General features: G+C 69.7%; 27 protein-coding genes. 13 read left to right on the forward strand and 14 right to left on the reverse strand.

Annotated features, from left to right (window positions below):
* Positions 1–29: 29 nt before the first annotated feature.
* The 6 genes from ACWEQG_RS08655 to ACWEQG_RS08680 all read right to left on the reverse strand — a co-directional run bounded on the left by ACWEQG_RS08655 (position 30) and on the right by ACWEQG_RS08680 (position 7046).
* Positions 30–659 carry a TetR/AcrR family transcriptional regulator gene (locus ACWEQG_RS08655; protein ID WP_452283054.1) on the reverse strand — a complete coding sequence of 210 codons (630 nt, stop codon included), beginning with the start codon at positions 657–659 and terminating at the stop codon, positions 30–32.
* Positions 660–670: 11 nt separating this feature from the next.
* Positions 671–1360, reverse strand: a complete 690-nt coding sequence (locus ACWEQG_RS08660) for a DUF4166 domain-containing protein (RefSeq protein WP_452283056.1) — start codon at positions 1358–1360, stop codon at positions 671–673.
* The gene (locus tag ACWEQG_RS08665; RefSeq protein WP_452283058.1) at positions 1357–2031 is read right to left on the reverse strand and encodes a DUF4166 domain-containing protein; all 675 of its coding nucleotides are present in this window, start codon (positions 2029–2031) and stop codon (positions 1357–1359) included. The genes ACWEQG_RS08660 and ACWEQG_RS08665 overlap by 4 nt, the downstream gene beginning before the upstream one ends.
* Positions 2028–2711 (reverse strand): hypothetical protein, encoded by a 684-nt coding sequence (locus ACWEQG_RS08670; protein ID WP_452283060.1) that lies wholly within the window; start codon positions 2709–2711, stop codon positions 2028–2030. Before ACWEQG_RS08670 ends, ACWEQG_RS08665 begins: the two co-directional genes overlap by 4 nt.
* Before the next feature lie 421 nt (positions 2712–3132).
* Positions 3133–6219 carry a DUF3427 domain-containing protein gene (locus ACWEQG_RS08675; protein WP_452283062.1) on the reverse strand — a complete coding sequence of 1029 codons (3087 nt, stop codon included), beginning with the start codon at positions 6217–6219 and terminating at the stop codon, positions 3133–3135.
* Positions 6220–6362: 143 nt separating this feature from the next.
* Positions 6363–7046 (reverse strand): DUF5919 domain-containing protein, encoded by a 684-nt coding sequence (locus ACWEQG_RS08680; protein ID WP_452283064.1) that lies wholly within the window; start codon positions 7044–7046, stop codon positions 6363–6365.
* Positions 7047–7236: 190 nt separating this feature from the next.
* Between ACWEQG_RS08680 and ACWEQG_RS08685 the strand changes: the two genes are divergently transcribed.
* The 6 genes from ACWEQG_RS08685 (at position 7237) to ACWEQG_RS08710 (ending at position 9439) form a co-directional block, all read left to right on the forward strand.
* Complete coding sequence (locus tag ACWEQG_RS08685; RefSeq protein WP_452283066.1) at positions 7237–7458, forward strand: hypothetical protein; 222 nt, start codon at positions 7237–7239, stop codon at positions 7456–7458.
* A 125-nt stretch (positions 7459–7583) separates the two neighbouring features.
* On the forward strand, positions 7584–7802 hold the full coding sequence (locus ACWEQG_RS08690; protein ID WP_452283068.1) for a hypothetical protein: 219 nt from the start codon (positions 7584–7586) through the stop codon (positions 7800–7802).
* Positions 7803–7887: 85 nt separating this feature from the next.
* Complete coding sequence (locus ACWEQG_RS08695; protein WP_452283070.1) at positions 7888–8100, forward strand: DUF397 domain-containing protein; 213 nt, start codon at positions 7888–7890, stop codon at positions 8098–8100.
* 61 nt (positions 8101–8161) lie between these two features.
* On the forward strand, positions 8162–8581 hold the full coding sequence (locus ACWEQG_RS08700; RefSeq protein WP_452283072.1) for a hypothetical protein: 420 nt from the start codon (positions 8162–8164) through the stop codon (positions 8579–8581).
* Positions 8582–8596: 15 nt separating this feature from the next.
* Positions 8597–8881 (forward strand): hypothetical protein, encoded by a 285-nt coding sequence (locus ACWEQG_RS08705; protein ID WP_452283074.1) that lies wholly within the window; start codon positions 8597–8599, stop codon positions 8879–8881.
* Between the two features lie 63 nt (positions 8882–8944).
* The gene (locus ACWEQG_RS08710; RefSeq protein WP_452283076.1) at positions 8945–9439 is read left to right on the forward strand and encodes an NUDIX domain-containing protein; all 495 of its coding nucleotides are present in this window, start codon (positions 8945–8947) and stop codon (positions 9437–9439) included.
* Positions 9440–9501: 62 nt separating this feature from the next.
* Here the strand turns inward: ACWEQG_RS08710 and ACWEQG_RS08715 are convergent, their stop codons facing one another.
* Positions 9502–10257, reverse strand: coding sequence for an SDR family NAD(P)-dependent oxidoreductase (locus ACWEQG_RS08715; protein ID WP_452283078.1), 756 nt, complete (start codon positions 10255–10257; stop codon positions 9502–9504).
* A 135-nt stretch (positions 10258–10392) separates the two neighbouring features.
* On the opposite strand from ACWEQG_RS08715, the gene ACWEQG_RS08720 reads away from it, so the two are divergent.
* Positions 10393–11253, forward strand: coding sequence for a helix-turn-helix domain-containing protein (locus ACWEQG_RS08720; protein WP_452283080.1), 861 nt, complete (start codon positions 10393–10395; stop codon positions 11251–11253).
* 45 nt (positions 11254–11298) lie between these two features.
* Positions 11299–11823: a GNAT family N-acetyltransferase gene (locus tag ACWEQG_RS08725; protein WP_452283082.1), complete on the forward strand. Its 525-nt coding sequence runs from the start codon at positions 11299–11301 to the stop codon at positions 11821–11823.
* A gap of 170 nt (positions 11824–11993) precedes the next feature.
* On the opposite strand, the gene ACWEQG_RS08730 is transcribed toward ACWEQG_RS08725, so the two are convergent.
* The gene (locus ACWEQG_RS08730) at positions 11994–13154 is read right to left on the reverse strand and encodes an alpha/beta fold hydrolase (RefSeq protein ID WP_452283084.1); all 1161 of its coding nucleotides are present in this window, start codon (positions 13152–13154) and stop codon (positions 11994–11996) included.
* A 9-nt stretch (positions 13155–13163) separates the two neighbouring features.
* Complete coding sequence (locus ACWEQG_RS08735) at positions 13164–13727, reverse strand: GNAT family N-acetyltransferase (protein ID WP_363460972.1); 564 nt, start codon at positions 13725–13727, stop codon at positions 13164–13166.
* Between the two features lie 196 nt (positions 13728–13923).
* Here ACWEQG_RS08735 and ACWEQG_RS08740 point away from each other — a divergent pair, with 196 nt between their 5' ends.
* Positions 13924–14619, forward strand: coding sequence for a DUF4328 domain-containing protein (locus ACWEQG_RS08740; RefSeq protein WP_452283086.1), 696 nt, complete (start codon positions 13924–13926; stop codon positions 14617–14619).
* Between the two features lie 4 nt (positions 14620–14623).
* On the opposite strand, the gene ACWEQG_RS08745 is transcribed toward ACWEQG_RS08740, so the two are convergent.
* From ACWEQG_RS08745 to ACWEQG_RS08760, 4 genes are read right to left on the reverse strand one after another with little or no spacing between them, the layout of a single operon-like run.
* Complete coding sequence (locus ACWEQG_RS08745; RefSeq protein WP_452283088.1) at positions 14624–15229, reverse strand: response regulator; 606 nt, start codon at positions 15227–15229, stop codon at positions 14624–14626.
* Positions 15226–16353 (reverse strand): sensor histidine kinase, encoded by a 1128-nt coding sequence (locus ACWEQG_RS08750; protein ID WP_452283090.1) that lies wholly within the window; start codon positions 16351–16353, stop codon positions 15226–15228. Before ACWEQG_RS08750 ends, ACWEQG_RS08745 begins: the two co-directional genes overlap by 4 nt.
* Positions 16354–16363: 10 nt before the next feature.
* Positions 16364–17077, reverse strand: coding sequence for an ABC transporter permease (locus ACWEQG_RS08755; protein ID WP_452283092.1), 714 nt, complete (start codon positions 17075–17077; stop codon positions 16364–16366).
* The gene (locus ACWEQG_RS08760; RefSeq protein WP_452283094.1) at positions 17074–17985 is read right to left on the reverse strand and encodes an ABC transporter ATP-binding protein; all 912 of its coding nucleotides are present in this window, start codon (positions 17983–17985) and stop codon (positions 17074–17076) included. The genes ACWEQG_RS08755 and ACWEQG_RS08760 overlap by 4 nt, the downstream gene beginning before the upstream one ends.
* A gap of 294 nt (positions 17986–18279) precedes the next feature.
* Here ACWEQG_RS08760 and ACWEQG_RS08765 point away from each other — a divergent pair, with 294 nt between their 5' ends.
* From ACWEQG_RS08765 to ACWEQG_RS08780, 4 genes are all read left to right on the forward strand, one after another.
* Positions 18280–19614, forward strand: coding sequence for an endo-1,4-beta-xylanase (locus ACWEQG_RS08765; RefSeq protein ID WP_452283096.1), 1335 nt, complete (start codon positions 18280–18282; stop codon positions 19612–19614).
* A 96-nt stretch (positions 19615–19710) separates the two neighbouring features.
* On the forward strand, positions 19711–20709 hold the full coding sequence (locus ACWEQG_RS08770; RefSeq protein ID WP_452283097.1) for an ATP-binding cassette domain-containing protein: 999 nt from the start codon (positions 19711–19713) through the stop codon (positions 20707–20709).
* Positions 20706–21551 (forward strand): ABC transporter permease, encoded by an 846-nt coding sequence (locus ACWEQG_RS08775; protein ID WP_363460956.1) that lies wholly within the window; start codon positions 20706–20708, stop codon positions 21549–21551. The genes ACWEQG_RS08770 and ACWEQG_RS08775 overlap by 4 nt, the downstream gene beginning before the upstream one ends.
* Positions 21552–21668: 117 nt before the next feature.
* Entirely contained in the window at positions 21669–22118 is a 450-nt protein-coding gene (locus ACWEQG_RS08780) for a hypothetical protein (RefSeq protein ID WP_452283099.1), read from the forward strand.
* A gap of 10 nt (positions 22119–22128) precedes the next feature.
* On the opposite strand, the gene ACWEQG_RS08785 is transcribed toward ACWEQG_RS08780, so the two are convergent.
* Entirely contained in the window at positions 22129–25323 is a 3195-nt protein-coding gene (locus tag ACWEQG_RS08785; RefSeq protein ID WP_452283100.1) for an AAA family ATPase, read from the reverse strand.
* Between the last annotated feature and the right edge of the window lie 23 nt (positions 25324–25346).

The raw sequence follows: 25346 nt of genomic DNA on the forward strand, positions 1-25346 counted from the left end.
ACAGGCACCACTCAAGCGGTGCCGGCTCGTCAAGCGCCGTTGGCCTTGCGGAGGCGGGCGCGGACCGTACGGCGAACCAGCGGGCCCATGTCCTCCAGGACGGCGACCAGGCCGGCGAGCTGCTCCAGGCTGTCGAACGCCTGCTCGGCGCCGTCCTTGTCGACGCCGTCGTACAGTTCGAGGCCGACGAAGGCGGCCGCGGTGGCGCGGGCGAGCCCGGCGACGTCCACGAACTCCGCGAGCGGGCTGCCGGCCAGCACCCGTCGCAGCACGTCCTCGACCTCGGCGACCCACAGGGTGAGCCCTCCGGCGGTGGCGGGGGCGAGCCGCTCATCCGCCTGGCTCCCCGCGAGCATCTGGGCGAGCACGGCCAGATTCCCCGCGGCGCGCTCCTCGGTGTGCAGGGAGCGGCCGAGGTCGAGCAGCTCCTTCAAGGAGGTCACGGACGCGAACCGCTCCCGATAGACGGCCACCCGCTGCTCCGACCCGTACCGCAGGGCCGCCGCGAGCAGCTCGTCGACGCTGCCGAAGTGGTAGAAGACGAGCGCCTGGTTGACCCCGGCGGTGGAGGCGATGGCCCGCGCCGAGGCCTTGGCGATGCCCTGGGTGCGCAAGGTCTCCAGCGCGCCTTCGAGCAGCCTCGTCCGGGTGTCGCCCATCGTCCCCTCCCTCAGCGGCGTACCTCTTCGCGCCGCGGCATCACCGTAGCGGGCACGCCGTGCTGTGCGACATCGACGTAGCTGACCTGGAAGGCGCCCGAGTAGCCGAAGAACTGGCCCAACCTGGAGTGGGAGACCGTCACCTCGATGCGGAACTCCCCCGCCTCGTCGTCGTACGACTCCCTGACGAGGGCCGATCCCGTGAGGGCCTTCGGGAGGCGGCACGAGAGCCACCCCTCGTGCAGCCGGAAGCCGCCGGTGCGGAAGACCAGCCCGCCGCGCTCGTCCACCCGCAGATTCAGGTCAACGGACAGGTGCTGGTGCGAGCCGACGTACTCGAGGATGCCGTTCCTCGTGGGGTCGTACACCATCGTGGCGTCGAACCGCCGTCGCCGGCCCGACAGGTCGAAGCTGCGCACGAAGGTGAAGGCCTCCCGGCCGTGGGAGTCGACGTACGGGTAGTTCTCGATCGTGAACGGCACCTGCCGGCCCTGCTCGGGGACCAGGATGTTGCGCAGCGCGCCGAGAACGAGGAACGGCCGGGTGAAGCCCGCGTGCCAGACGTGCGTCATCACCCCCGTGCCGACGCAGGCCCGGCCGTTCGCGACGCTCAGGTCATAGCGGCGCCGCAGTTGCGGGTGCATGCGGGCGAAATCCGCTCCCAGGGCACGTTCGAAGATCGAGCTCGGCGTGGGATTCATACGCGTGCCTCTTCGCGCCGCGGCTTGATGACAGCGGGCACGCCGTGCTCGGTGACGTCGACATAGCGGGCCCGGAACGCGCCCCAGTAGCCGAACATCGGCCCCAGCCTGGAGTGGGAGACCGTCACTCCGACGCGGAACTCCCCCGCCTCGTCGTCGTACGACTCCCGGACCACGGCGGTGCCGGTCAGGACCGCAGGGAGGCGGCAGGAGAACCAGCCCTCGTGGAAGCGGAACCCGCCTGACCGGATGACCATGCCCCCGCGTTCGTCCACCTGGAGATCCAGGTCCACGGCGAGGTGCTGGTGCGAGCCCAGGTAGTCGACGATGCCTCTGGCAGGGTCGTACACCATCTGTGCGTCGAACCTTCGCGGGCGGCCGGGCAGGTCGAAGGTGCGGACGAAGCTGACCGTCTCCCGCCCGTACGAGTCGACGTACGGATAGTTCTCGATCGTGAACGGCACTCGCCGGCCCTGCTCGGGGATCAAGATGTTGCGGGTGCCGCCGAGGGCCAGGAACGGCCGGGTGAACCCGGCGTGCCAGATCTGCTCCATCACTCCCGTGCCGACACAGGCCTGCCCGCCGGCGACGCTGACGCCGAAGCGTCGTTGCAGTTGTGGGTGCAGGCGGGCGAAGTGCGCGCCGAGGGCACGTTGGAAGATCGAGGTCATCGGGTCTCCATAAGGGTGTGCGGGGGTTGTGCCGTCTGCCGGTCGGGCGGGCGGCGCAGGCATCGGCGGGCCGCCGGGGTCGACGGCAGTGGCGGCAGCAGGACCGCCGCCACTCCGATCAGGCAGGCGGCGGTGGTCGGGGTGGTCGTGATGGCGATGGCGGTCGTGAGGGTGCGCAGGCAGAGTTCGGCGAGGGCCTGCCACAGGGAGCGCTCGGGCGTCTGGCCTGTCTCCAGCCAGAGGCGGAGCCGGTCGAAGGACCAGGCCGTCGCCCACCCGATGAGCGGCCGGAACACGAGGTCGACGGCCCTGCCCCAGCCGGGGCGGTAGCCGTACCGGGTGATGAAGCGGACGCCTTCGGGGGTCTGGACGTACCGCCAGTAGCCGGAGCCGGATCGGATCAGCGAGAGCGGATGGTCGGAGGAGAAGCGCAGCGCCGACGTCCTCTGTTCGGGATCGTGGCGGTCCCCGGAAGTGACGCCGGCACCGGTGATGACCAGCCCGGGCAGGAGCCGGAAGGCATACCGGAACCGCTGCGGCTCGCCGTCCGCGCGCGGCAGATAGTCGATCTCGGTGAACCGCAGATCCCACCGTTGATGCAGCTCAGGCCGCTGTGTCCGCTCCCACAAGGCCTCCATGTCGGCCCGGACCAAGCACTCCACATACACGAACCGCGCCACGCGCCCTCCAGCGTCTTAAGCGATCGCTCAAAACCGAGAGTAAGCCGATTTAAGCGATCGCTCAAGTCGTTGAGAGCACAGACTCAGCTAACGCGGCGGCCTTGCCCGCCAATCGCCGCACGCAGCCATGGACCTTGACGGCAGGATCGAGGGCTGGACCGGCCTCTTTAGGACCAGCTCCGGGCGTGGCGAGCCAGGCGGCTTCTCCGGGCTTCCTAGGGACGACAAGTTCCTCAGGTAGGGGAAGACCTCTCCCACCACCTGCCAATTGCCCTACCCAGCCAGTCCAGCAGCAGCACAAACGGGATGACGACAGCACAGAGGGCGAGGGTCCACACCCTCGCCCTCAAACACGCTAGAACGCCGCCCCCGCTGTGGTTATCAAACTGATCGGCCGACTACCTGGAGACTGTGCTCCGCCTCACCCAGCGATGGCAGCCCTACGGAACAGGTCCGCAGGCATCTCCTCGTCAAGTCTCCAGGTAATAGCCATCGGCCGCTCACCTCGATGTTCGAGGTACCGAGCGGTGCCATGGAAGACAAAAGGTTCGGGATGGCCGCTCTCGTTCTCCTTGCGCTCCCTAGTGAACAGGAGCACATGGCTACCCTCGGCCTCATGGTTCTGGTAGCGCAGACCGGTGGTTGAGTGAGGACTGGTCCGATTCTGTGACTCCCAGTGGAAAAGGCTAGGAGTGAGGGCGTAATCCCGATACATAGTCTGCGGGGAAAATTCCTTCTCGTTCTTATGCAGGGTGACAAATAGCGCATCGCACTTGGTAGCAGGACTCCACGCAACACCTTCGCGCATGGTGGAAGGCACTAGCCCTCCAAGGGAGGCCCAGCCGATCGCGGCGAGCACCTCCTCCGTGGAGTAACGGGCATTGACCGCCAGTGGCACCGCCTCAAGGTTCGGACCGAGCGGTCGGGCCACGTGCCGTGGACGGTCGACCCCGTAGATAAGAACCTGCCGAATCTCCTCGAACAGCGCACGCTCACCACGTAGCCGGTTTAGCGCCTCATCGTAGGACGAGAGATCCCCGCCGTCGCGCCAGAAGGAAAAGCACAGCATCCGCGCAAAGGCCTGGTCGGCAGGCGAGCAGTCTGCGTAGCGCGGGCCATCAGTGCTGAGCAATCTGACGTAGGTTTCAGCACGGCGCCGGTCGTCCACGTGCAGAAGCGCCCGAATCCGCCGACCGAGGGCCTCCTCTATCGGCGAGCCGGACTCGGGAAGCAGACCGGCTCGACGGAGGAGCGATGTCCAGTACCTCCGGTTGCGGTACAGATCGTAGATATCGCGCCCGCTCTTCTCGAGATACCTGGTAAGCGTCTCTTCCCCAAGTGAGCGGATCTCCTGCGTCAGCGTATTAACTGTCGCGCCAAGATGAATCTTGAGCTCGGCCAGCAGCCGATCCTTAGTCACGCGATCCAGCACAATCTGACTACCCGATGGCAGCAACGGGAAATCGTCCTTTACCTGCTTGTCGAGCCTCCCTCGGGCAAATCCGGTTAGGGCCTGGAATCGGTTGGCGAAGCGATACTCCTTACGGTGCTGGCCGACGAAATCCAGCACCGTCAGCACCTCTTTGTCCGGGGTACGGCGAAGCCCTCGACCAAGTTGCTGGAGGAAAACAGTGGCACTCTCGGTAGGCCGCAGAAGCAGCAAAGTGTCCACGTCGGGAACGTCGAGGCCCTCGTTGAACAGGTCGACCGCGAATAAGAAGCGGACCTCCCCATCGCGCAATGCCCGCAGCGCTGCCTTTCTAGAGGTGTCGTCGGTCGAGCCATCTACCGCGAGAGAGGGCAATCCTGCCTTGGTGAAGAAGTCGGCCATGAAGTGTGCATGCCGTACTGAGACACAGAAGCCGAGACCACGGACAGTCGCCAGGTCGCTCACCTTTTCGCTCAAGGCATTGAATACCAGTCGAGCGCGCGCGTCGTCTCCGGTGAACAAATCATCGAGCGTGGCATTGTCGTAGGACCCGCGTGACCACTTGACACTGGTGAGGTCGGTTTCATCATTGATACCGAAGTAGTGAAACGGGCAAAGCAAGTCCGCGTCCAGTGCATCCCATAGGCGCAACTCAGAGGCGATGCGGCCATCGAAAAATTCATCCTGGACCCAGGTGCCGTCGGCACGCTCCGGGGTGGCAGTAAGTCCTAGCAGTTCCTTGGGCTTCAGGTGATCAATGATCCGTCGGTAGGTACGAGCAGCAGCGTGATGAAACTCATCAATGACCACCACGTCAAAGTGCTCAGAATCAAATGACTCGATTCCCATCGCATTGAGCGACTGCACGCTGGCGAACACATGCCGCCACTCTCGCGAACGATCCTCTCCCACATGCAGCTCACCGAAATCCGGCACGGCCAGCACCTGCCGATACGTGCGCAATGCCTGAGCTAGGATCTCGCGCCGGTGCGCCACGAACAGCAGCGACGGCTTGCGGCCCAGCCGCTGCTCCAGGTTGCGGTAGTCGAAAGCGGCTACGACTGTCTTACCGGTACCGGTAGCAGCCACGAGGAGGTTGCGGTGCCGGCCGTGCACGGTGCGCTCGACGTCGAGGTCCTCCAACATCTCGCGCTGATGCGGGAAAGGATGCGGCACCAATGCGGGAATGTCGAAAAGCTGCTTGCCCACCTTCGACCGGGACAACGCCTCGTCCAACCGGTCGCCGTCAAGCGCTGGGTCGTAAGGCTCAAACTCGGGCCGATTCCAATAGGAGTCGAAGGTGGCCTCGAACTTATCCAGCAGGCGAGCGGTGGTCACGGATGAGAGCCGTACATTCCACTCCAGCCCATCCAGCAGCGCCGCCCGAGAGAGGTTGGAACTGCCGACGTAGGCGGTGTCGAAGCCGGTGTCGCGACGCAACAACCACGCCTTGGCGTGCAGTCGCGTGGAGTTCTGCTCATAACTGATTCGCACTTCGGCGCCAAAGTCCCGCACCAACCGGTCCAGTGCACGCCGCTCGGTCGCACCCATGTAGGTGGTTGTGATCACTCTCAGTGGAACATTCCGACGTTGCAGTTCGGTGAGGGAACGTTCCAGAATTCGCAGCCCAGACCACTTGACGAAAGCACAAAGAAGGTCCACTCGGTCCGCGCTGGCTAACTCGGCGGCCAACTCGTGTGCCAGGTTGGGATCCTCACGGGCGTTAGTCAGCAAGGCCGCCTCCGACAGCGAGGTCGACGGGCGCGTCGGGAAGACCGCCCCCGGACGGTCCTTGACAATCGACAGCAGCTTGCTTGGCCCGTCCGCCACGGTCTCTGGCTCTGCCAAGTGGCTCAGCAGCCGATTGGCCAACTCAACCTGCTCATGGGGCTCTTTCAGCCCGGCGAAGACCTTGGCCGCCGTCTCACCCACGAAGCGGCCCAGCAGGTGAGCAATCTCTTCTTTGTCGACCTCCGACACCTCCACGAGGTGTCCCGTCTGCCGCCACGCGTCGACGCTCTTGGCGAGCTTCTCGGTGACCAGCGCATCGTATAGACCAGTGATGGGGGAGTCGTCCACTGCATGTCCTTGTGACTAGGTCTGCGCTGCAAGTGCACCGCAGGCGCTCATCGTATTTGGAACGCCCGCCCAGGTTTCACAACAACATGATCACAAAGTCACCACTCGTCCAGATCCGCCGAATACGCACGCCACGAGTGATGTCATCCCACGCTTGTCCCCGACCAGATGTCTCGGCCGGCTGACCACAACTCGTCCACGTGATAGGCGAAACGGTCGTAGAGGCCGTCGTCTTGGTGGCGCTTAAGGTGCAGGAGCGGCGAGTCATGGCCGACCAGCTTGGCTAAGTGCGGGGTGACGAGCATCTCGTCGTCGAATTGGAACACCGACATGGCGATGTGCTCGTCACCGAACCGCGCCTCGATGCCCGGCACGTCCTTGAGTTGGTCGAGCTCGGCCAGGGTGATACGGATCCGAGTGGAGACCGTGAGCGGGACGCCTTCGGTTTCCTCACGTCGGCGGGTTACCTCACTATCGGGGTCACCGATAAGGAAGCGGATGCGGCATCCCTGCTCTGCTTTGCGCTTGAGCACCTTCGCCAGGTTGGGGTGCTCAAGCCAGAGGAAGTAGTTGGTGTATCCGGCCAGGGTGATGTTCGATGTGGCCTCAGTGATAAGCGCCCGCCACACACTCTTGGGACAGGCAGATCGGTACGGGTAAACCGAGAGGACTTCCCGGTCGGGGCCGGTCTTGACCGTGTTCCGTATCGCTTCGGGCCATAACACGGACTCATCCACTCCCAACGCTTCGGCAGCGGCCCACCGATGCCGTGGGTGCGGCACGCGTGCCTCGTCAGCCAGCCAGCGGGCCACCGTCTTGACGTCCACCTCGCATCGGAACGCGAGGTCCCTTTCGGTAAGTCTCGCACTGGACATGGCTTGACGTAGAGAGTGATTGCTCATCGGCGACCCCGAATCGGGAGGACGTTGAGGACGTATCCAGACGGTAACGCGAAACGTCCCGCACGTCCCGAGAACGCGGTGTAAACGGCACAGCACTGTAAGTCACGCTTTCGCCATGCCCACGACGACAACCTTTGAGGATCTGCAGGCCGCCTTTCCCTGCTGGACGATCTGGCGAAGCTCGGCGGATCGTCTTTGGGCCACACGCAATCAGCGGCTCAGTGACACGCAGCTGGATCACGGGCTGAGCCACACGATCGACGCTGACGACGCCGACCAACTCGTTTTGCAGCTTCGCCACCAGGAGGAACTCGCCGCAGGGTTGCTGCCCCAGTGAGCGACGGCGTATCCGCCCTCCGAGCGTCCGCTGTCCAGGCCCTCCAAGCTGCGACCCAGGCCGAGTCCGCATGTCCCGGGTTGCATGTTGCTCCGGAGCAGCCGGGGCGTGTCGCGATTCGGTGGATGCGCGAGACCAGGCGCACTGCACGGGCCCGGGTCGTGGCGCACACCTGTGACCACTGCTCACCTCTGGCGTACGAACTCTGCGCGTCCGGCGGGCTGCTGTTCGTCCGCCGTACGGACCGGACCGACAGCACCCAGGAGGTCCGGGAGACCGAACGCCTGCCGGACGCGCGGGCGCGCCGGTTGTGGCTGGACCTGCTGCTCGGCCGCGCCCGATGAAGCCCAATCCGATGAAGGCAGGCCCGATGAAGACGCCCGCCTGGCGAACCCGCCGAGGCGGGACCACCAACCAGGAAGGAACGCGATGGACCTGTACGACCACGACCTCGCCGGAGTGCGCTTTCGGCGGCTGTGCGGCGGCAACCAGCAGGAGGAGGACATGGAGTCCTGCGTCGAGCTGGCCCCGATTCCGGGTGAGGCCGACGCCTTCGCCCTGCGTGACAGCAAGAACCTGGATGCCGGGACTCTCCGGTTCACCGGTGCCGAGCTTCGCGCGGTCGGCCTGACCACACTGTAGGAGCACGGTGGCCCCTGCCCGGTGATAGCAGGCGGGGGCCACCTCCACTGTACGGAGCGTCATGCACCTGCACTGCTACGTGTGGAGTGGGATCGGGGCAGACCTGCGCGACGAGGCCGAGCGACGGCCGCCGCTGCCGCCCGCCGACCCCGGCCCGTTCACCGCTTCCCCGCTGCCGCCGATGCGGACGTGCGACTGGCTGCTGAAGCCGGCCCGCCGGATCGACGCCTCTCCGGCCACGCTCGACGACGTGCTCGCCTGGCTGGCCGAGCACTACCGGACAACCCAGAGCGCCTTCCTCCGTCCGGCCGACGAGGCCCGGCTCGGGCTCGACTTCCGGCTGGAGACCGCCCGCGAAGCGCTCCACAACGGCGTGGACGTGCAGTGGGGCATCTGGCTGACCGGCGGCCGATTCCTCACCTGTGGCGTGGTCTGCTGCTCCCCCAACCGCCACGCCGCCTACCGCTGCCCCGTGTCCTGATTCATAAGGGAACCCTTGCTCGGCATCGTCGAAATGATCAGACTGAGCGGCATGCCGCGAATGACATCGAAAATCACCGACATCCAGCGGTGGGACGCACGTCTGTTCCGGAACCCGTCCACGGACGGCGCCAATGGCAAGTGCAGTGCGCATGGCAAGAGCTCCTGTCACCGCCCGGCCGTCGCCTATGTCGCCCTCTCCGACGCGGGCACGGACCGCAAGGAGTGGGGCGCCTGCGACCAGTGGCTCGCCACGAACGAAGACGCGGTCGAGTACCTGAGGGCGCATCCCCTCGACTGAGAGCGTCCGGCAGGCCCACCATCGCGGTCACGGTTCGGTGAGCCCTCATAGGGTCGGAGCGTCATGAGCGACTCTGCGTCATTCCTGGCCTACGTCGCCTCCGTACCGCGCCTCCGCGTCGGGGCAGGCGCATTGCTGCGAGACAACGAGGGGCGGGTGCTTCTCGTGCACCCGGTTTACAAGGACGGGTGGGAGATCCCCGGCGGGATCGTCGAGGCCGGGGAGTCTCCCGTCAGTGCCGTGCTCCGTGAGTTGCAGGAGGAGCTGGGCATCGCGCCTCCGGTGGTTCAGCTGGCATGCGTCGACTGGGTGCCACCGGCACCGCCGTGGGACGCCGGGCTGATGTTCGTTTTCGACGCAGGCGTGCTCACCGACTCCCAGATCGCGGCGCTGCGCCTGCCGCCCGAGGAGCTCGACGACCATGCATTCGTTCCTGCCACCGACCTCGACACGTTCCTGCCGCCCGGCTTGGCACGGAGAATGAACGCGGCGATCTCGGCGGCGGACGCCGGCCGGACCGCCTATCTGGAGGACGGCCTCGTCCGCCTGCTCGCGTAGCTCAGATCCTCAAGGCCGGCGCGCAGCGCATCGAAGAGCTCCGAGTCCGCTCAAGCTCGCGGTCAGGCTCCGCCGGTCACCTTGATGGCCTGGCCGGTGATGCCGGTGTTGGCGGCCGAGCCCAGGTAGACGACGGCATTGGCGACCTCGGCGGCGTCGAGCAGGCGGCCGATCGGCGCCAGCGCGCTGTAGTGCCCGCCGAATTGCTCGGCCATCTCGACGTTGGTCTCGGTCCTGGTGAAGCCGGGCATGACGACGTTGGACAGGATGTCCCCGTCCCTCCCGAGCCCGAACGCGGCGGATCTACTGAAACCGTGCAGTGCCGCCTTGGCCGCGCCGTAGTACTCCCCACCGGGCATGCCGTCCACCGCGACGCTCGACGAAATGTGCACCATCCGGCCCCAGCCGCGCTCCCGCATGGACGGGACGACCGCCCGGCTGAGCCGCAGCGCGCCCTCGACGTTGGCCCGGACGACCTTCTGCCACCTCTCGTCCGGCACGGCCTCGAAGGGGAGATTCGGCTCCGGCTCGGCGGCGCCCCAGTGCACGGCGTTGTTGACCAGCACGTCGATCCGGCCGGACCACTCCAGCACGGTCTCGACCAGGCCGTAGGCCGAGCCGTCGTCGTCCAGCGCGTACGGCGCGACGAGCGTGCGTCCGCCGATCTCCTTGGCGAGCAGCTCCGCGCCCGCCTGTGCGCGGTGATAGGTGAGCACCACGTCGGCCCCTTCGGCGGCGAACCCGCGGGCGATCTCGCGGCCGATGCCGCCGGAGGCCCCCGTCACGATGACCGTACGGCCGGTGAGTCCCAGATCCATGTCGACTCCTCAAGTCAGTGAAACCGTGAACAGGACCGAGGATCCGGCGACGGGGACCGCCGGAGGGAGACCGGGCCGAGACTGGCCCTCGCAGGGCCACGATCGGGAACGAGGCCACTCGGTAGCCTGCGAGTCGTGAGCGACAACACCCTGGGCGAGTTCCTCCGGGCCCGCCGCGAGGCCGTCACCCCTGCCGAGGTCGGACTGCCCGGCGGCGGACGGCGCCGCACCCCCGGCCTACGCCGTTCCGAACTGGCCACGCTCGCCGGGATCAGCGTCGAATACCTCACCCGGCTGGAGCAGGGGCGTGACCGTCACCCCTCCGTACCGGTGCTCGCCGCCCTCGCCGACGCGTTGCGCCTGTCCGCCGACGACCGCCTCCATCTGCTCCACCACTTCAAGGCGGCCGACGGCGCCGGCCGGCTCGTCGGCCCGTGCCAGGGACCGCCCACGCAGTCCGTCCGTCCCACCATCCGGGCGCTGCTCGACCGGCTCGAACCCTCCCCCGCGGTGGTGGTCAACCGGCTCGGTGACGTGCTCGCCCACACGGACGGCTACGAACGGCTCACCGGCCCCATCGGGTTGCTGGACCGCCGGCCGGCCAACCTGGTGCGCTACGTCTTCGCCGATCCCCGGGCCAGAGCCGCCTATCCGGAGTGGGACCGCGTCGCCGACGAGCGGCTCGCCGGGCTGAAACTGGGCGTCTCCCGCGAGGATCCGCACATCGCGCATCTCGTCGACGAACTGACCCTCGCCGTCGGCGCCCCCTTCACCGACCGGCTGACGTCCCCGCCCGGCCCGTCCAGGCGTACCGGCCTCGAACGGCTGGCGCATCCGGACGTGGGCGAGCTACGGCTGTCCTACGAGACCCTCGGCCTGTCCGGCGACGACAGCCAGCTCCTGATCGCCTATCTCCCCGCGGACGACGTCACCGCCGTCAGGCTGGACCGCCTCACCGGCCGCCACCCCGGCTCCCTCCGCGCCGTCACCGGCTGATGATCTTCGCGCTAGTGTCGAAGAGCATCGACGGGAGGCGGCACGGTGAGCGCACTTGAGGTACGGCTGCGGCCGGTGACAGAGGACGACCTCGTCATGTTCCGGCGGTTCGTCACGGAGCCGGGATTGATCGGCCTCGACTGGGCGGGGTTCCGCGACGCCCAGGCCCCGGCGCGGCGCTACGCCAAGGACGGCTTCCTTGGCGAGGACGACAGCAGGCTCATCGTCGAGGCCGACGGCACGGCCGCGGGCTTGATGAGCTGGTCGGCGCGGGGATTCGGGGTCTCCCGATACTGGGAGATAGGGATCGCCCTGCTTCCGGACTTCCGTGGCCGCGGCATCGGCTGGCGCGCTCAGGCGATGCTGTGCGACTACCTGTTCACCCACACCCCGGTCGAGCGCATCCAGGCGGTCACCCATCCGGAGAACGCCGCGGAACAGAAGTCGCTGGAGAAGGCCGGCTTCACGTTCGAGGGCGTCCTGCGCGCGGTGGAGTTCCGCGCCGGTCAGTGGCGCGACGGCTGGATGTACAGCAGGCTGCGCAGCGATCCGTACCCGCCGAATCCGTGAGCGGACGGCGACCGCCGCCGTCATTCGCGTCCGCAGGATGCCGCCCGCGGGAAGGTCGAGCTCATACGTGACGTGGTGAGTGCCCGTCCGTCCCCTGGCGTCCCGGATCCGCCGCCAGCCCTCGGCCTTGCAGAAGCGCTCGTGATCCTCTCGGGTCGGCTGCGGCCACGTCATGGAGCCACCCCGGTCAGCCACTCCCGTAGCTGGTCGTCGCTGCTCAGGCAGATCATCTGCACCAGGCCCCAGTTGTCCCTGTGGTTGGCCGCGTCCAACAGGTGGTCCTGCCAGTCCTCGGCGTACTCCCGGAGGGCTTCGATCATCTCGTCGATGGCCTCGTCGAACGTCCGCCCGTCCGCTGCGACCGGCAACCCTGGAATGAACACCGACCATCCGCCATCCTCAGGCACCACTTGCGCATGAGAAGGGCACACCCGGGTGAGGAAGGAACGGAAACGCTCGCCGTCCACCACAGCAGCAGTCCGATCATCACGGCTGACGGTCGCGCTGCGGCCTCCCTCCGCCGGCTTGCGATGCTCGTGCACTCGGTCGAGCCATTCGGTCACGAGCGCGGTGAACAGCCCGGGCTGCTCGTGCGGCAGCGCGTGGCCGGCCCGGTCCAGGACGGCGTACGTGGCGCGCGGATACCGATCCACCAGCTCCCACGGGCCGGCGTACCCCACCGTGGAGTCCTGGCGCCCGGCGAGGATCAGGGTCGGGCCCGTGTACGGCGGCGCGCCCCCGGGAACGCCGCTCAGGCGCCATCGGTCGAACATCCGCCCGAGGCCGTCCCGGTCGACAAGGGGCAGGGCCGGAGCAACATACTCCCGGAACCGCTCCACGGTGGCGGGCGTCTGCACCACGAAGTAGTCCAGGAACTGGCCCTGCTCGGCCGGATCCAGCGCGTCGGCCACGTCGGCCGAGGCGTGCAGCACCGCGTGTGCGGGCACGTCACGCGTCTCCTCGCCGAGAGGGCAGATCAGCGCCAGCCCCGCGACCTGCGACGGACGGCGGTCGGCGACGGCCGCGGCGAGGTACCCGCCGAAGGAGTGGCCGGCGACCGCGAACTCCTCATCGCCCACGACGGCGTCGACCAGGCCGAGCAGGAGATCGAGGACGTCGTCGGAGCCGCGCAACCAGTCCGGCACCGGCGTGCGTCCCATTCCGGGCAGGTCCGGGTAGACGCGCCGATACCCGGGCCGGTCGCGGAACACCGGCTCCAGCGCGCCGGCCATCTCGCGATGGTCGACCCCCGCGCCGTGCAACGCCACCACGGGGAGCCCGCTTCCGTGCTCGGCGTAATGCACCGCCACGCCGCCGACCTTTGCCTCCATGCCGCCGACCTAACGGGAGGCGAGCCACTGCTCGCGGGTGATCGCGTACTCGACCTCGCCGAGGTCGCTGCCGGGAAGCGGCTCTTCCCAGTCCGCGTGGAACGTACGGACGTACCGCATGCCGATCGCGGTCATCGTCGCGCGGGAGGCGGTGTTGACCGCCATGGTTTCGGCGAAGACGCGGGTCAGCCCGAGGTCTTCGAATCCGTGGCGGAGGAGTTCGCGGGCGCCCTCGCTGGCCAGGCCCTGGCGCCAGTAGCGCCGCAGGAGCCGGTAGCCGAGCTCGGCCTGTCCCTCGACCGGGCCCTGGTCGGCACGCGCGGGCGGCTCCAGGATCCACCAGCCGACGAACCGCCCGTCCACGAAACCGGCCCAGAAGCCGAGCCCCGGCACGCGCTCCGCGGCGGCGAGCCGCCGGCGATGGAACACCTCGACCTCCTCACGGGTACGCGCTCGGCCGGCGAGGTAACGCATGACCTCGGGATCGGCGTCCAGCTCGATTTCGTGTTCGAGGTGCTCGTCGGACAGCGGAACGAGCTCGATGCGGTCGGTGCGCAGTTTCGCCTGAGACATGAAACGCATTCTTGCCCTCGCGCCGCGTGCCGGTCATTCGCTTTTCCGGAGGTCACCGCCGGGCGGCGCACTCCCGGCGACACTTCGAATTACCGCATTCCGACGTGATCACAGAATCGTCCCGGGTGAGAAACACGCGCAATAGAGTTCCGCGCCATAACGCACGATGATCTTCGGCCTACTGTGAGGAGTCTTTGTGTACCCCACACCACCACCCGCCCCCCTGCAGCCCGTCCGGGGTCTGGGGACGGCGGCCGTCGCGCTGCTCGCCGCCGACTCCGTGGTGTGCCTGATCGCCTCCGCCATCGACGCGCAGCGGGCCGTGCTCGTCGAGAGCTTCCTGGCCGACACGAACTCCGTCCCGATCAGCGATCTCGAGACCAATGACGTGCTCTACGCCGTGTCCGGGCTGGTGGAGACCGTCGTCTACGTCGCCACCGCCGTCATGTTCCTGGTCTGGCTGTTCCGGGCCAGGGCGAACGCCGAGACGCTCAGCCCGTGGCCGCACCGGCGCGCGACACCCTGGCTGATCTTCGGGTGGGTCGTGCCGATCGTCAACCTCTGGTTCCCGAAGCAGATCGTCGACGACATCTGGACGTCTTCCAAGCCCGGCGCGACGCACGAGAGCGGCAATTTCGCGACCGCACGCCGTTCCGGCCTTGTCTGGGCCTGGTGGCTGGCGTGGGTGCTCACGACCATCGTGACCCGGCTGGTGAGCCGCAGGTACGCGGATGCCGAGGAGTTGCCGGAAATCCGGGACGCCGCGGTCTTCGACATCGTCGGCAACGTCCTGACCATCGGCACGGCCGCCCTGGCCGTCGCGGTCGTCCTGACGATCACCCGTTTCCAGGAGGACCGCCGCCGGGCCGCCTCCTGGTCGTACCCACTGTGAGTTGCTAGAGCCAGCCTTGCTCTTCGGCTGTGAGGGCAGCCTCGGCGCGGGTGCTCGCCCCCGTTTTTCCGATGGCCGCCGACAGATGGTTGCGCACGGTCCCGGCGGACAGGTGCAGGCTCCGGGCGATCTCCGCCACCGTGCCGCCCTGCCGGGCCGCGCGCAGGACGTCGCGCTCCCGCGCGGTCAGCGGGCTCGCTCCGCTGGCGAGCGACTCGGCGGCCAGGGCGGGATCGACCACGCGCAGGCCCGCGTGAACCCGCCGCACCGTGTCGACCAGGTGCTCGGGCGGCGCGTCCTTCACGACGAAGCCCGAGGCGCCGTTCTCCATCGCACGGGCGAAGTAGCCGGGCCGCCCGAAGGTCGTGCAGATCACCACCCGGCAGGACGGCAGCGCGGCGCGCAGGTCGGCGGTGACCTCCAGGCCGTCCTTGCCCGGCATCTGCACGTCCACCAGCGCGACGTCCGGCCGGCTGCGCCGCGCCGCCTCGACGACCTCCTCGCCCGTGCCGACCTGGGCGACCACCTCGATGTCGGACTCCAGCGCGAGCATCGCCGCCAGTGCGCCGCGTACGAGCGCCTGGTCGTCCGCGAGCAGGACCCTGATCACGGGCGGCTCGCCCGGAGCCGGAAGCCGCCGGAGGCGAGCGGGCCCGCCTCGATCCGCCCGCCGGCCGCGCGCAGCCGCTCGGCCAGCCCGGAAAGGCCGTTGCCCGGTGGCGCCGCCTGCCGCCCGGGGCCGTCGTCGCGCACCTCCATCCAGGAGTCCCCGAGCAGCACCTCGCATCGGGTCGCGCCGCTGTGCCGGATCACGTTGGTGACCCCCTCTCTGAGGACGTACGCGAAGGGCTCGGCGAGCTCGGCCGGGACGTGGCCGGCGGACGGCGGCAGGACGGCGGTGATCCCGGCGGCCCGCAGTGCGGCGCGGGCCCCCGCGAGCTCGGCGGCGAGCGAAGGCCGGCGGCGGCCGGACACGGTCAGGCGCACCTCGCCGTGCGCCTGCCGCGACAGCCGCTCGACGTCGCGCAACTCGGCCAGCGCGCGCTCCGGGTCGCCGCCGCTCTCCAGCACCCGGCGGGCCAGGCCGCTCTTGACGGTGATCGTGGTGAGGCTGTGCCCGAGCACGTCGTGGAGGTCTCTGGCCAGCCGGTCGCGCTCGGCCGCCGCCGCCAGCGCCTCGATCTCCTCGCGGGCCTGGCCGAGCTGGACGACGAGCCGGATCAGCAGCGTCACGGACACCGGGATCACGACGGCCGGGACGAGACCGCCCACAAGCGCCCAGTGGATCGGGCCGGGCGCCGCCCACTGCACGAGCGCCTGGGCCACCCCGAGACCCAGCCCGAGGAGCACGGCCCACAGCGCCGGGAACAGCCAGGCCGCCACCGCGAGCGCGAAGCCGAAGACGCCGGCGTGACCCAGGTAGGCCGGGCCGTTCCGCACCAGTGCCGCCGCGCCCGCCAGCGCGAGAAGGGCTCCGACCAGGAGGATCCGCCGCCAGGGCGGCAGGCGGGGTCCGGTGATCATGGCGATGAGCCAGCCCGCCGCGTACAGCGGCATGACGGCTCCGGCCACCGCGTCCGGCCGGCCTCCGTCCGCGCTCAGCATCTCCGAGAGCGGCCACAGGAGGAAGGCCGACAGCACCACCACGGCGCGTACGCGGGCCGTGCGGGAGCCCGCCCGGGCCGGGTTCCACACCGGCCAGGCGGAAGGCCCCCAGACGCCCTGATCGCCCACGTCCGTCACCCTAGGCCCGCGCGGTGTCGAGGCGATACCGGACGGCCACGACCGTGCCCAGCACCAGCGCGTACAGGGTCAGGATCAGCGCGGCCCGCCATCCGTCACCGCCGAGGGCGGCGGCGTGCCCGACCTGCGCGAGCCAGTAGCTCGGCAGAGCCTTGGCCACCGACGCGAGCAGCGGCGGGAATGTGCTCACCGGGATGAACAGCCCGCCGACGAAGCCGAGCAGCAGCACGACCGCCCCCTGGTACGCCTGCAGGTTCTGGGCGGTGGCGAACTGGCCGATCAGCAGGCCGAGCAGAGCGAACGGCACCGTACCCGCCCACACACCGAGCACGGCGAGCGCCCACCCGCCGGCCGACAGGCGCACCCCGCTGACGAGCGCCGCCACCAGCGACACCCCGGCCACCGGCGGCAGCGCCACGATCATCGCCACCGACGCCTTGGCCAGCAGATAGCCGAGACCGCTGAGCGGGGTCAGCAGCAACTGGCGCTGCCAGCCGATGCCGCGCTCCACCGCCGTGCGGGCGCCGACGTCGAGCGCCGTCTTCACCGCCCCGAACGCCGCGATGCCGCCCATGACGTACGGCGCGGGCAGGCCCATGTCGGCGAAGCGGTCGGCCATCAGCAGATACAGCCCCACCGGCAGGGCGACCGCGAACAGCAGGAACTTGGCGTCGCGCAGCGTGCGCCTGATCTCGAACGCGAGATACCCGGTCATCTGACGACCTCCACGGCTTCGGTGAGGCGGAGGAACGCGTCCTCCAGGCCCAGCGCGCCCACCTCGACGTCGCGCGTGTCCGGATAGCGGGCCAGCAGTTCCCGCAGGGCCAGGTCGGAGTCGGCGCAGTGCAGTTCGGCCCTGTCCTCGCGGACGTGCGCCGCCGTCACGCCGGGGAGCGCGCCCAGGTCCTCGGCGCGGGCGCCGGGCACGGTCGCGGTCACCGTACGGCCGGACACCTCGGCCATGACCGCGGACACCGGGCCGTCGGCCACGACGCGGCCCGCGTGCATCAGCACGACCCGGTCCGCGTACGCCTCGGCCTCCTCCAGGTAGTGCGTGGAGAACAGCACGGTGCGGCCGGTCTCGGTGAAGGCGTGCATCGACTGCCAGAACTCGCGCCGGGCCGTGACATCGAGGGCCGCCGTCGGCTCGTCGAGCACCAGCAGGTCCGGATCGGGCACCAGCGCCATGGCGAACCGGACGCGCTGCTTCTGACCGCCGGACAGCCGCGCGGCCCTCCGGGCGGCGAGGCCGGACATCCCGGCCCGGCGCAGCGCCTCCTCCACCGGCACGGGGGTGCTGTGGAGGGACGCGATGAGCGCCATGGTCTCCCCCACGGTCACGTCGTCGAGCAGCGCGCCCTCCTGCGGCAGCACGCCCACCAGGCCTTCCCGCACCGCCTCGCGGGGAGTCACGCCGAACACGGCGATCTCCCCGGCGTCCGGGCGGGCGAGCCCGACGACCATGTCGATCGTGGTGGACTTGCCCGCGCCGTTGGGGCCGAGCAGAGCCACCACCTCGCCCCGGCCGACCACCAGGTCGATCCCGTCGACCGCGCGGGTCTCGCCGTACGTCTTGCGCAGCCCCGCCACGGACAGGGCGGGGGCGCCCTCGTGAATGTCCATGCGGCAAGCCTCCGCCGCCGTCCCGCCGCGGGCCTGCGCCGTCTGTCACGACCCGGCCACGACAGATGTCACGGTTCTCTGAAAGTTTCCCGTCCCGGGCCCGTCCCCGTCGCGCTACCCGTGGTCTCGCCCCCGGCGGAGAAGCCGCGTTCGGGCGCGTCTTGTCGAGCCGCAAAGTTTCGGTGAAATATCGAAACATTCATTGTCAGGATCCTCAGGAGGAAGGACGGACGCCTTGGAACGCCTCAAGGTCACGGCACAACCCGCGGGTCGGCCCTCCCCCGGAGGAGGCCGATGATCGGCCGTCTCCTCGCCGGGAGCCGAGTCGTCCGCCGTACGCTCGTGCTCGGCGCCGTCGCGGCGCTGTCGACGGGCCTCGCGGTGGCCGGGATCCCCCGGGCGGACGCCGCCGCCGGCACGCTGGGCGCGGCGGCGGCCCAAACCGGGCGCTACTTCGGCACCGCGATCAACACGAGCAAGCTCGGCGACCCGATGTACACCGAGATCGCCGGCCGCGAGTTCACCATGGTGACGCCCGAGAACGAGATGAAGCTCGACGCCACCGAACCCCGGCAGGGCGTGTTCACCTTCGGCCCGGGTGACCGCGTCTTCGACTGGGCGGTGCAGAACGGCAAACAGGTACGCGGCCACACCCTGCTCTGGCACTCGGGCCAGCCGCAGTGGTTGCAGAACCTGTCCGGCAGCGCGCTGCGCCAGGCGATGATCGACCACGTCAACGGCGTGATGGCTCACTACAAGGGCAAGATCTACGCCTGGGACGTGGTCAACGAGGCCTTCGCCGACGGCACCGGAGGGCGGCGCGACTCGAACTTCCAGCGCACCGGCGACGACTGGATCGAACACGCCTTCCGCGCCGCGCGGGCCGCCGACCCGGCCGCCAAGCTCTGCTACAACGACTACAACATCGAGAACTGGACCTCGGCCAAGACGCAGGCCGTCTACACCATGGTCAAGGACTTCAGGTCCCGCGGCGTGCCCATCGACTGCGTCGGCATCCAGGCGCACTTCAACAGCGGCAACCCCTACCCCGCCGACTTCCGCACCACGCTGCGGAGCTTCGCCGCCCTCGGCGTCGACGTCCAGATCACCGAGCTGGACATCCAGGGCGCCCCGCCCGCGACGTACGCCGACGTGTTCACCGACTGCCTGAGCGTCCCCCGCTGCACCGGCGTCACCGTGTGGGGCGTCCGGGACCCCGACTCCTGGCGCAGCAACGACACCCCGCTGCTGTTCGACGGCGACGGCGGCAAGAAGCCGGCGTACACGGCGGTGCTGAACGCGCTCAACGCCGCCGTTCCCGGCACCTCGCCCAGCCCCAGCCCGTCGCCGTCCTCCGGGGGAAGCTGCACCGCGACCCTCTCGGCGGGCGCGAAGTGGCCCGACCGGTACGACCTCGGCGTCACCGTCACGGGTTCGGACGACTGGATCGTGACCATGACCGTGCCCCGCCCCGCGAAGGTCGTCGCGACCTGGAACGTCAGCACCAGGTGGAACCCCGTCACGAACGTCATGACCGCCCGGCCGAACGGCCACGGTGACACCTGGGGCGTGACGATCAAGCATCACGGCAACCGGACCTGGCCCACGGTCTCCTGCCGTCCCGCCTGACGGACCGCTCCCCCAGGGCCCGCTAGATCCGATCTAGCGGGCCCTGCCCGTCGATCTGGCGCCTGTCGGGTGAACAGACAGAAGGAGACACAGATCATGCGGGACCGGACGACGGACCTGGCGATAGAGACATCGGGCCTGGTCAAGATATTCGGCGAGAACCGTGCGGTGGACGGGCTCGATCTCACCGTGCCCGCGGGCACGGTGTACGGCGTGCTCGGCCCCAACGGAGCGGGGAAGACCACCGCGGTCAAGATGCTGGCGACCCTGCTGCGCCCGGACGGCGGTGAGGCCAGGGTGTTCGGCCACGACGTGCTGCGCGAGCCCGACGCCGTGCGCACCCGGGTGAGCCTGACGGGCCAGTACGCCTCGGTGGACGAGGAGATGACCGGGATGGAGAACCTGGTCCTGCTCGGCAGGCTGCTGGGCCACAAGAAGCCCGCCGCCAAGGACAGGGCCATGGCGCTGCTGGAGGCCTTCGGGCTGACAGAGGCCGCCGGGCGGCAGGTCAAGACCTACTCGGGCGGCATGCGCAGGAGGCTGGACATCGCGGCCAGCATCCTCAACACCCCCGACCTGCTGTTCCTGGACGAGCCCACGACCGGGCTCGACCCGCGCAGCCGCAACCAGGTCTGGGACATCGTGCGGATCGTGGTCGCCCACGGCACGACCGTGCTGCTCACCACGCAGTATCTGGACGAGGCCGACCGGCTGGCCGGGCGGATCGCGGTCATCGACCACGGCAAGGTCATCGCCGAGGGCACCCCGGGCGAGCTCAAGTCGTCGGTCGGCTCGGGGTCGGTGCACGTGCGGCTGCGGGACGCCGCGCAGCGGCCGGAGGCGGAGCGCGTGCTGGCCAGGGAGCTGAACGCGCCCGTCCACCTCGAAGCCGATCCCGTGGCCCTGACCACCCGCATCCCGGGCGAGGACGCGGACGCCGGAGCGGAGCGGGCCTCGCGCGCCCTCGCGGCGCTGGCCGCGTCCGGCATCGTCGTCGACGACTTCTCCCTCGGCCAGCCCAGCCTCGACGAGGTCTTCCTCGCACTCACGAATCACCCGGCGACCGACCAGAACGCGCAGGAGGAGGCGGCATGAGCACCACGACCACCGAGAGCGGCACGTCCTTCGTCCCCGCGGCCGAGACGCTGGGCGCGGTCCTGGCCCCAGGCGCGCGCCCGCCGCGTCCCAGCGCGCTGTCGGCCTCGCTGACGTTCGGCTGGCGGGCGATGTTGAAGATCAAGCACGTGCCCGAGCAGCTCTTCGACGTCACCGCGTTCCCGATCATGATGACGTTGATGTTCACCTACCTGTTCGGCGGCGCCCTGGCGGGATCGCCGACGGAGTATCTGCAGTTCCTGCTCCCGGGCATCATGGTGACGAGCGTCGTGATGATCACGATGTACACCGGGGTCGAGGTCAACAAGGACATCGAGAAGGGCGTCTTCGACCGCTTTCGTACGCTGCCGATCTGGCGGCCGTCCACCATGGTCGGCTACCTGCTCGGCGACGCGCTCCGCTACACGATGGCGGCGACGGTCATCCTCGTGGTCGGCCTGGTGCTGGGCTTCCGCCCGCAGGGCGGCGTCACCGGCGTGGTGGCCGCGATCGCGCTGCTGGTGGCCTTCTCGTTCGCGTTCTCGTGGATCTGGACGATGTTCGGACTGCTGCTGCGCAGCGAGAAGTCGGTGATGGGCATCAGCATGCTGGTGCTGTTCCCGCTCACCTTCCTCAGCAACGTCTACGTGGACCCGCAGACCATGCCGGGCTGGCTGCAGGCGTTCGTCGGTGTCAACCCCATCTCCCACCTGGTCAGCGCGACGCGTTCGCTGATGGCGGGCAGCCCGGACACCGGGGAGATCACCTGGGTGCTGGCCTGCGGCGCGGCCTCGATCGTGGTCTTCGGCGCGCTGACCATGCGCCTCTACAACCGCAAGTAGTGAGCCGGTCCCGCCCGCGGGCCGTACCAGTAGACGCCAAGGCCGGCACAAGCAGCCGCCAAGCCCTGATCGGCACGCTCCTCTCAGACATCCGAACGATCCCCCTGGGAGGGAAACATGTCTGGAATCAGCGTGCGGCTCGGGCTGGCGACCGTCGTGTCGGCCATGGCGGTGCTGGGCGTCTCCGCGGCCGCGACCCCCGCGCACGCGGTGGACGACGAGTGGCACACCCTGGTCCTGCACGACGACGCGGGCTACGAGGGCTGGGTCAAGGTCATGTACACGGTCGTGTCGAACGACGCCTACGACCGGGTGTACATGCCGACCTCCAGCCCCGACCTCGGCTCCTTCAGCGACAAGACGAGCTCCCTGACCAACAACGACTGGAAGGCCTGGGTCGTGTACGACGACAAGCAGTATCGCGATCGCCACTACTGCATCCGCCCCGGCGAAACGGTGCCCAATCTCAGCTCGTCGCAGTGGAAGTTCAATGACAAGATCTCGTCGGCCAAGCGGCTGGACACCGCCGGTTGCGCGGGATATCCGGCGTTCTACAGCGCCGGCTGAGCGATGTGCGTCACAGGCGCCAGGTGATGTCGTGCTCGGGCCGGTAGCGGCAGGTGGCGCCGGTGGAGACGGCCGCACGCAGATGGGCGGCCAGCGCGGGATGCAGCCGATCGAGCTTGCGCAGCACGTCACGAATCCGGGCGGTGACGGCCTTACGGGCGCGCTCGGCCTCGTCACCGAGGCGGCGGTCGCGCCCGCCGAGCCCCGAGGCGGAGCGCAGTTCGGCCAGCAGGGCCGCCCGCTCCCGGTCGAACTCGGCCGCCCTGTCGTCGTCTCCCCGCTCGGCCGCCCGGTCGATCTCCTCGTCCAGCAGGGCGAGCCTGCGCCGGTAGCGCGCCTTGGCCTCCTCGTCGAGGACCGCGTCGCCGCCCATCGCCCGGGCGGCGACGACGATCTCCCCGCCCTCGGGGTCGAGCAGCCGTACGGCGGGCAGGTCGGCCCCGGGATGGTTCAGCAGGCAGTGCAGGTCGCGCAGCCCCTTGGCGTCGGGCAGGTGGACGGTGTGGCCGCCGAACCCCAGCGTCCAGACCGCGCCGTCCCGCCGGAACTCGGCCGCCTTCGGCAGCGCCGTGGGGCCACGCACGGCGGCGCGTTCCCTCAGGCGAGCCAGCCGGACGCGCTCCACGACGTGCCGCATGCCGAGCTGCGCCGCTTCGCCCTCCACGTCGTCCAGCAGTTTCCCGGCCTCCTCCGCGTCGCCCGGGCCGCCCCGCCGCAGCAGCGCATCACCGAGATGTGCCCGCGCCTCGACGGACCAGGGGCGGGCGAGGAGCAGGTCGGCGGAGTGCCAGGCGGCGGTGAAACCGTCGACCGCGTCGTCCCAGCGCTCCTGCGCCGCGTCGACGAGAGCGCGCAGGAGGATCACCGGCCCGCCGATGTCCCAGCCGTACATCGAGACCGCCCAGCCGCCGACATACGGCTCGATCGCGGCCCTGGCTCTCTCGCACAGCTCGGGGTCGCGCGACCAGGCGGCGACCATGGCCTGGAACCGCAGCCACAGGGGCTGTATCGAAGGCCGCGGCTCGCCCCCGGCCATGGTGTCGCGCAGGTGGCGCAGCGCGGCGCCGCCGTCCCCCCTGTGCAGCGCGGTCATGGCCTCCAGCAGGCCGGGACAGGGGTGCGGGCTCCTGCGCAGCGCGCGGTGGATCTCGTCGAGGTCGTCGTGGCGGCCCTGGAGCATGCGCACCGCCCAGCGGTGGTGATCCAGCATGTACGCGAAATGCCCGTGCCCGTGCTCGTGCCCGGCGATCTCGTCGAGCAGGCTCTCCGCCTCGTCGAAGTCGCCCATGAGGGCGGCGATGATGCTGCGGTCGCTGACCGTGGCGATGTCGATGCGGGGCAGCTCGGTGCGGCCGCCGAGCGCGACGAACTCGCGGAACTGCGCGAGATAGGCGGGATCGCCCTGTTCGAGCAGCGCCACCCAGCGCAGCGCGGCGGCGATGCTCTCCATCTCCGCGTCGCCCGTGCGGTGGGCCAGGGTCAGCAGTTCCCCGGTGAGCGCCGCCCTCTCCGGTGCGGTGCCCGGCCCCCAGATGGTGTCGTGGTAGGCCCACAGGCTGAACGCCAGCGCCTCGTCGTCGTCGCCTCTCCGGGCGAGCACCGCGACGTGGATGGCCAGGTCCCGCGCGAGGCGGTCGAGGGAGAGCCCGCCGTCGGGGGGCCGCCCGCCCCGGACCAGTTCGTCGTGCGCCTCCCGCAGCAGGTCGGCGCCCAGCGGGCCGATCTCGCCGCCGCAGGCCGCGTAGACGGACAGCGCCACCCGGGCGATCAGCTCGGGATCGGCGCTCTCCCGTGCGACGGCGGCCGCCTCCTCGAAGGCACGCCGGCCGCCGTCGTGGTCGTTCCAGCTGTAGAGCTCACGGCCGAGCTCGATAGCGATCACGACGTGGCGGCGCGGGTCGCCGGCGACGGCGGCACGTTCGAGCGATCTGCGGTAGTGCCCGACCGCCTCCTCGGTGGCCAGGCGGGCGGCGGCGTCACGGGCCGCGGACAGCAGCCGGTCCACCGCGAGAGGCGGCTCGACGTGGTCACCGGCGAGGTAGACGTGCCGGGCCATGTCGGCGGGGAGCACATGCTCGGCGAGGCCGGCGGATCGGTCGACGGCGTGGACGACCGCGGCGTGCCGGCGGGAGGCCGCCTTCTCGTCGAGGGACTCGTAGAGCGTCTGACGGACCAGGTCGTGCGCGAACGCGAAGACCTCCCCGCCTCCCGTCCCCTTCGCCACGACGAGCCGGGCGGCCACCGCCTGGTCGAGCAGCCGTTCGACGTGGAGCACGGGAGCCGCGGCGACGGCGGCCAGCACCTGGCGATGGAACTCGCGGCCGAGCACCGCGGCGGTGACGAGAAGGTCCACGACCGGCGCGGGCAGCAGGGACAGCCGCCGCAGCAGCGTGTCGCGGACACCGGGGGCGATCGTGGTGACGGAACCGCCGCTGCGCCACAGGCGCGCCGTCTGCTCCACGAAGAACGGGTTGCCGCCAGTGCGCCGGTGCACCTCGGCCACGAGGTCGGCGGAGGGGTCGCGGCCGGCCGCGCGGGTCATCAGCGCGCCGACCTCGTCGCGTTCGAGGCCGGTCAGGGTCACCGTGGTCGCCCGCGCCGCCAGCGGCAGCACGAGGGGCCGCAGCGGGTGGTCGGCCGCCTCCACCTCCACGTCCCGGTAGGTCCCCACCAGCAGCACCCGCTCGAACCAGGTGTGCTGCGCCGCGAACTCCAGCAGCCTGAGCGACGCGGTGTCCGCCCAGTGCAGGTCTTCCAGCACGACCACCAGGGGACGGCTCTGCGACACCGCGACCAGCGCGCTCGTCACCGCGTCGTACAGCCGGAAGCCCTCGGCCGCGTCGCCGCCGGGCGCCTCGCCGAGCAGCGCGGCGAGGCCGGCGCCGCCGGCCTCCTCGGCCGCCGCCCACTCCTGCGGCGCGGCGCACCGCCGCATCCCCCGCAGGACCTGGACCCAGGGCCAGTAGCCCGGGGCGTTGTCGGAGTCCCAGCACGATCCGCCGAGGACCAGCGCGCCCAGGCGCCTGGCCTCCTCCGCCGCGCTGGTGACGAGCGTGGTCTTGCCGATCCCGGCCTCACCGGCGACCAGCATCAGGCCGCCGTGGCTGCCGACCGCCCGGGTGATCTCGGCACGCAGCATCGCGGCAGGATGCTCCCTGCCGATCAGCCCGGTGGCGGGCTCAGTGGTCGCGCCGTCGATTCGCATGCCGTCTCGAAGGTATCCGCCCG

It is taken from the genome of Microbispora sp. NPDC004025, from assembly GCF_053604425.1.

What these genes read in the sequence shown, in the direction of transcription:
- ACWEQG_RS08655 (WP_452283054.1), bottom strand. Translation starts at nt 659, where the DNA reads ATGGGCGACACCCGGACGAGGCTGCTCGAAGGCGCGCTGGAGACCTTG.
- ACWEQG_RS08660 (WP_452283056.1), bottom strand. Translation starts at nt 1,360, where the DNA reads ATGAATCCCACGCCGAGCTCGATCTTCGAACGTGCCCTGGGAGCGGAT.
- ACWEQG_RS08665 (WP_452283058.1), bottom strand. Translation starts at nt 2,031, where the DNA reads ATGACCTCGATCTTCCAACGTGCCCTCGGCGCGCACTTCGCCCGCCTG.
- ACWEQG_RS08685 (WP_452283066.1), top strand. Translation starts at nt 7,237, where the DNA reads ATGCCCACGACGACAACCTTTGAGGATCTGCAGGCCGCCTTTCCCTGC.
- ACWEQG_RS08690 (WP_452283068.1), top strand. Translation starts at nt 7,584, where the DNA reads ATGCGCGAGACCAGGCGCACTGCACGGGCCCGGGTCGTGGCGCACACC.
- ACWEQG_RS08695 (WP_452283070.1), top strand. Translation starts at nt 7,888, where the DNA reads ATGGACCTGTACGACCACGACCTCGCCGGAGTGCGCTTTCGGCGGCTG.
- ACWEQG_RS08700 (WP_452283072.1), top strand. Translation starts at nt 8,162, where the DNA reads ATGCACCTGCACTGCTACGTGTGGAGTGGGATCGGGGCAGACCTGCGC.
- ACWEQG_RS08710 (WP_452283076.1), top strand. Translation starts at nt 8,945, where the DNA reads ATGAGCGACTCTGCGTCATTCCTGGCCTACGTCGCCTCCGTACCGCGC.
- ACWEQG_RS08715 (WP_452283078.1), bottom strand. Translation starts at nt 10,257, where the DNA reads ATGGATCTGGGACTCACCGGCCGTACGGTCATCGTGACGGGGGCCTCC.
- ACWEQG_RS08730 (WP_452283084.1), bottom strand. Translation starts at nt 13,154, where the DNA reads ATGGAGGCAAAGGTCGGCGGCGTGGCGGTGCATTACGCCGAGCACGGA.
- ACWEQG_RS08735 (WP_363460972.1), bottom strand. Translation starts at nt 13,727, where the DNA reads ATGTCTCAGGCGAAACTGCGCACCGACCGCATCGAGCTCGTTCCGCTG.
- ACWEQG_RS08755 (WP_452283092.1), bottom strand. Translation starts at nt 17,077, where the DNA reads ATGACCGGGTATCTCGCGTTCGAGATCAGGCGCACGCTGCGCGACGCC.
- ACWEQG_RS08760 (WP_452283094.1), bottom strand. Translation starts at nt 17,985, where the DNA reads ATGGACATTCACGAGGGCGCCCCCGCCCTGTCCGTGGCGGGGCTGCGC.
- ACWEQG_RS08765 (WP_452283096.1), top strand. Translation starts at nt 18,280, where the DNA reads ATGATCGGCCGTCTCCTCGCCGGGAGCCGAGTCGTCCGCCGTACGCTC.
- ACWEQG_RS08770 (WP_452283097.1), top strand. Translation starts at nt 19,711, where the DNA reads ATGCGGGACCGGACGACGGACCTGGCGATAGAGACATCGGGCCTGGTC.
- ACWEQG_RS08775 (WP_363460956.1), top strand. Translation starts at nt 20,706, where the DNA reads ATGAGCACCACGACCACCGAGAGCGGCACGTCCTTCGTCCCCGCGGCC.
- ACWEQG_RS08780 (WP_452283099.1), top strand. Translation starts at nt 21,669, where the DNA reads ATGTCTGGAATCAGCGTGCGGCTCGGGCTGGCGACCGTCGTGTCGGCC.
- ACWEQG_RS08785 (WP_452283100.1), bottom strand. Translation starts at nt 25,323, where the DNA reads ATGCGAATCGACGGCGCGACCACTGAGCCCGCCACCGGGCTGATCGGC.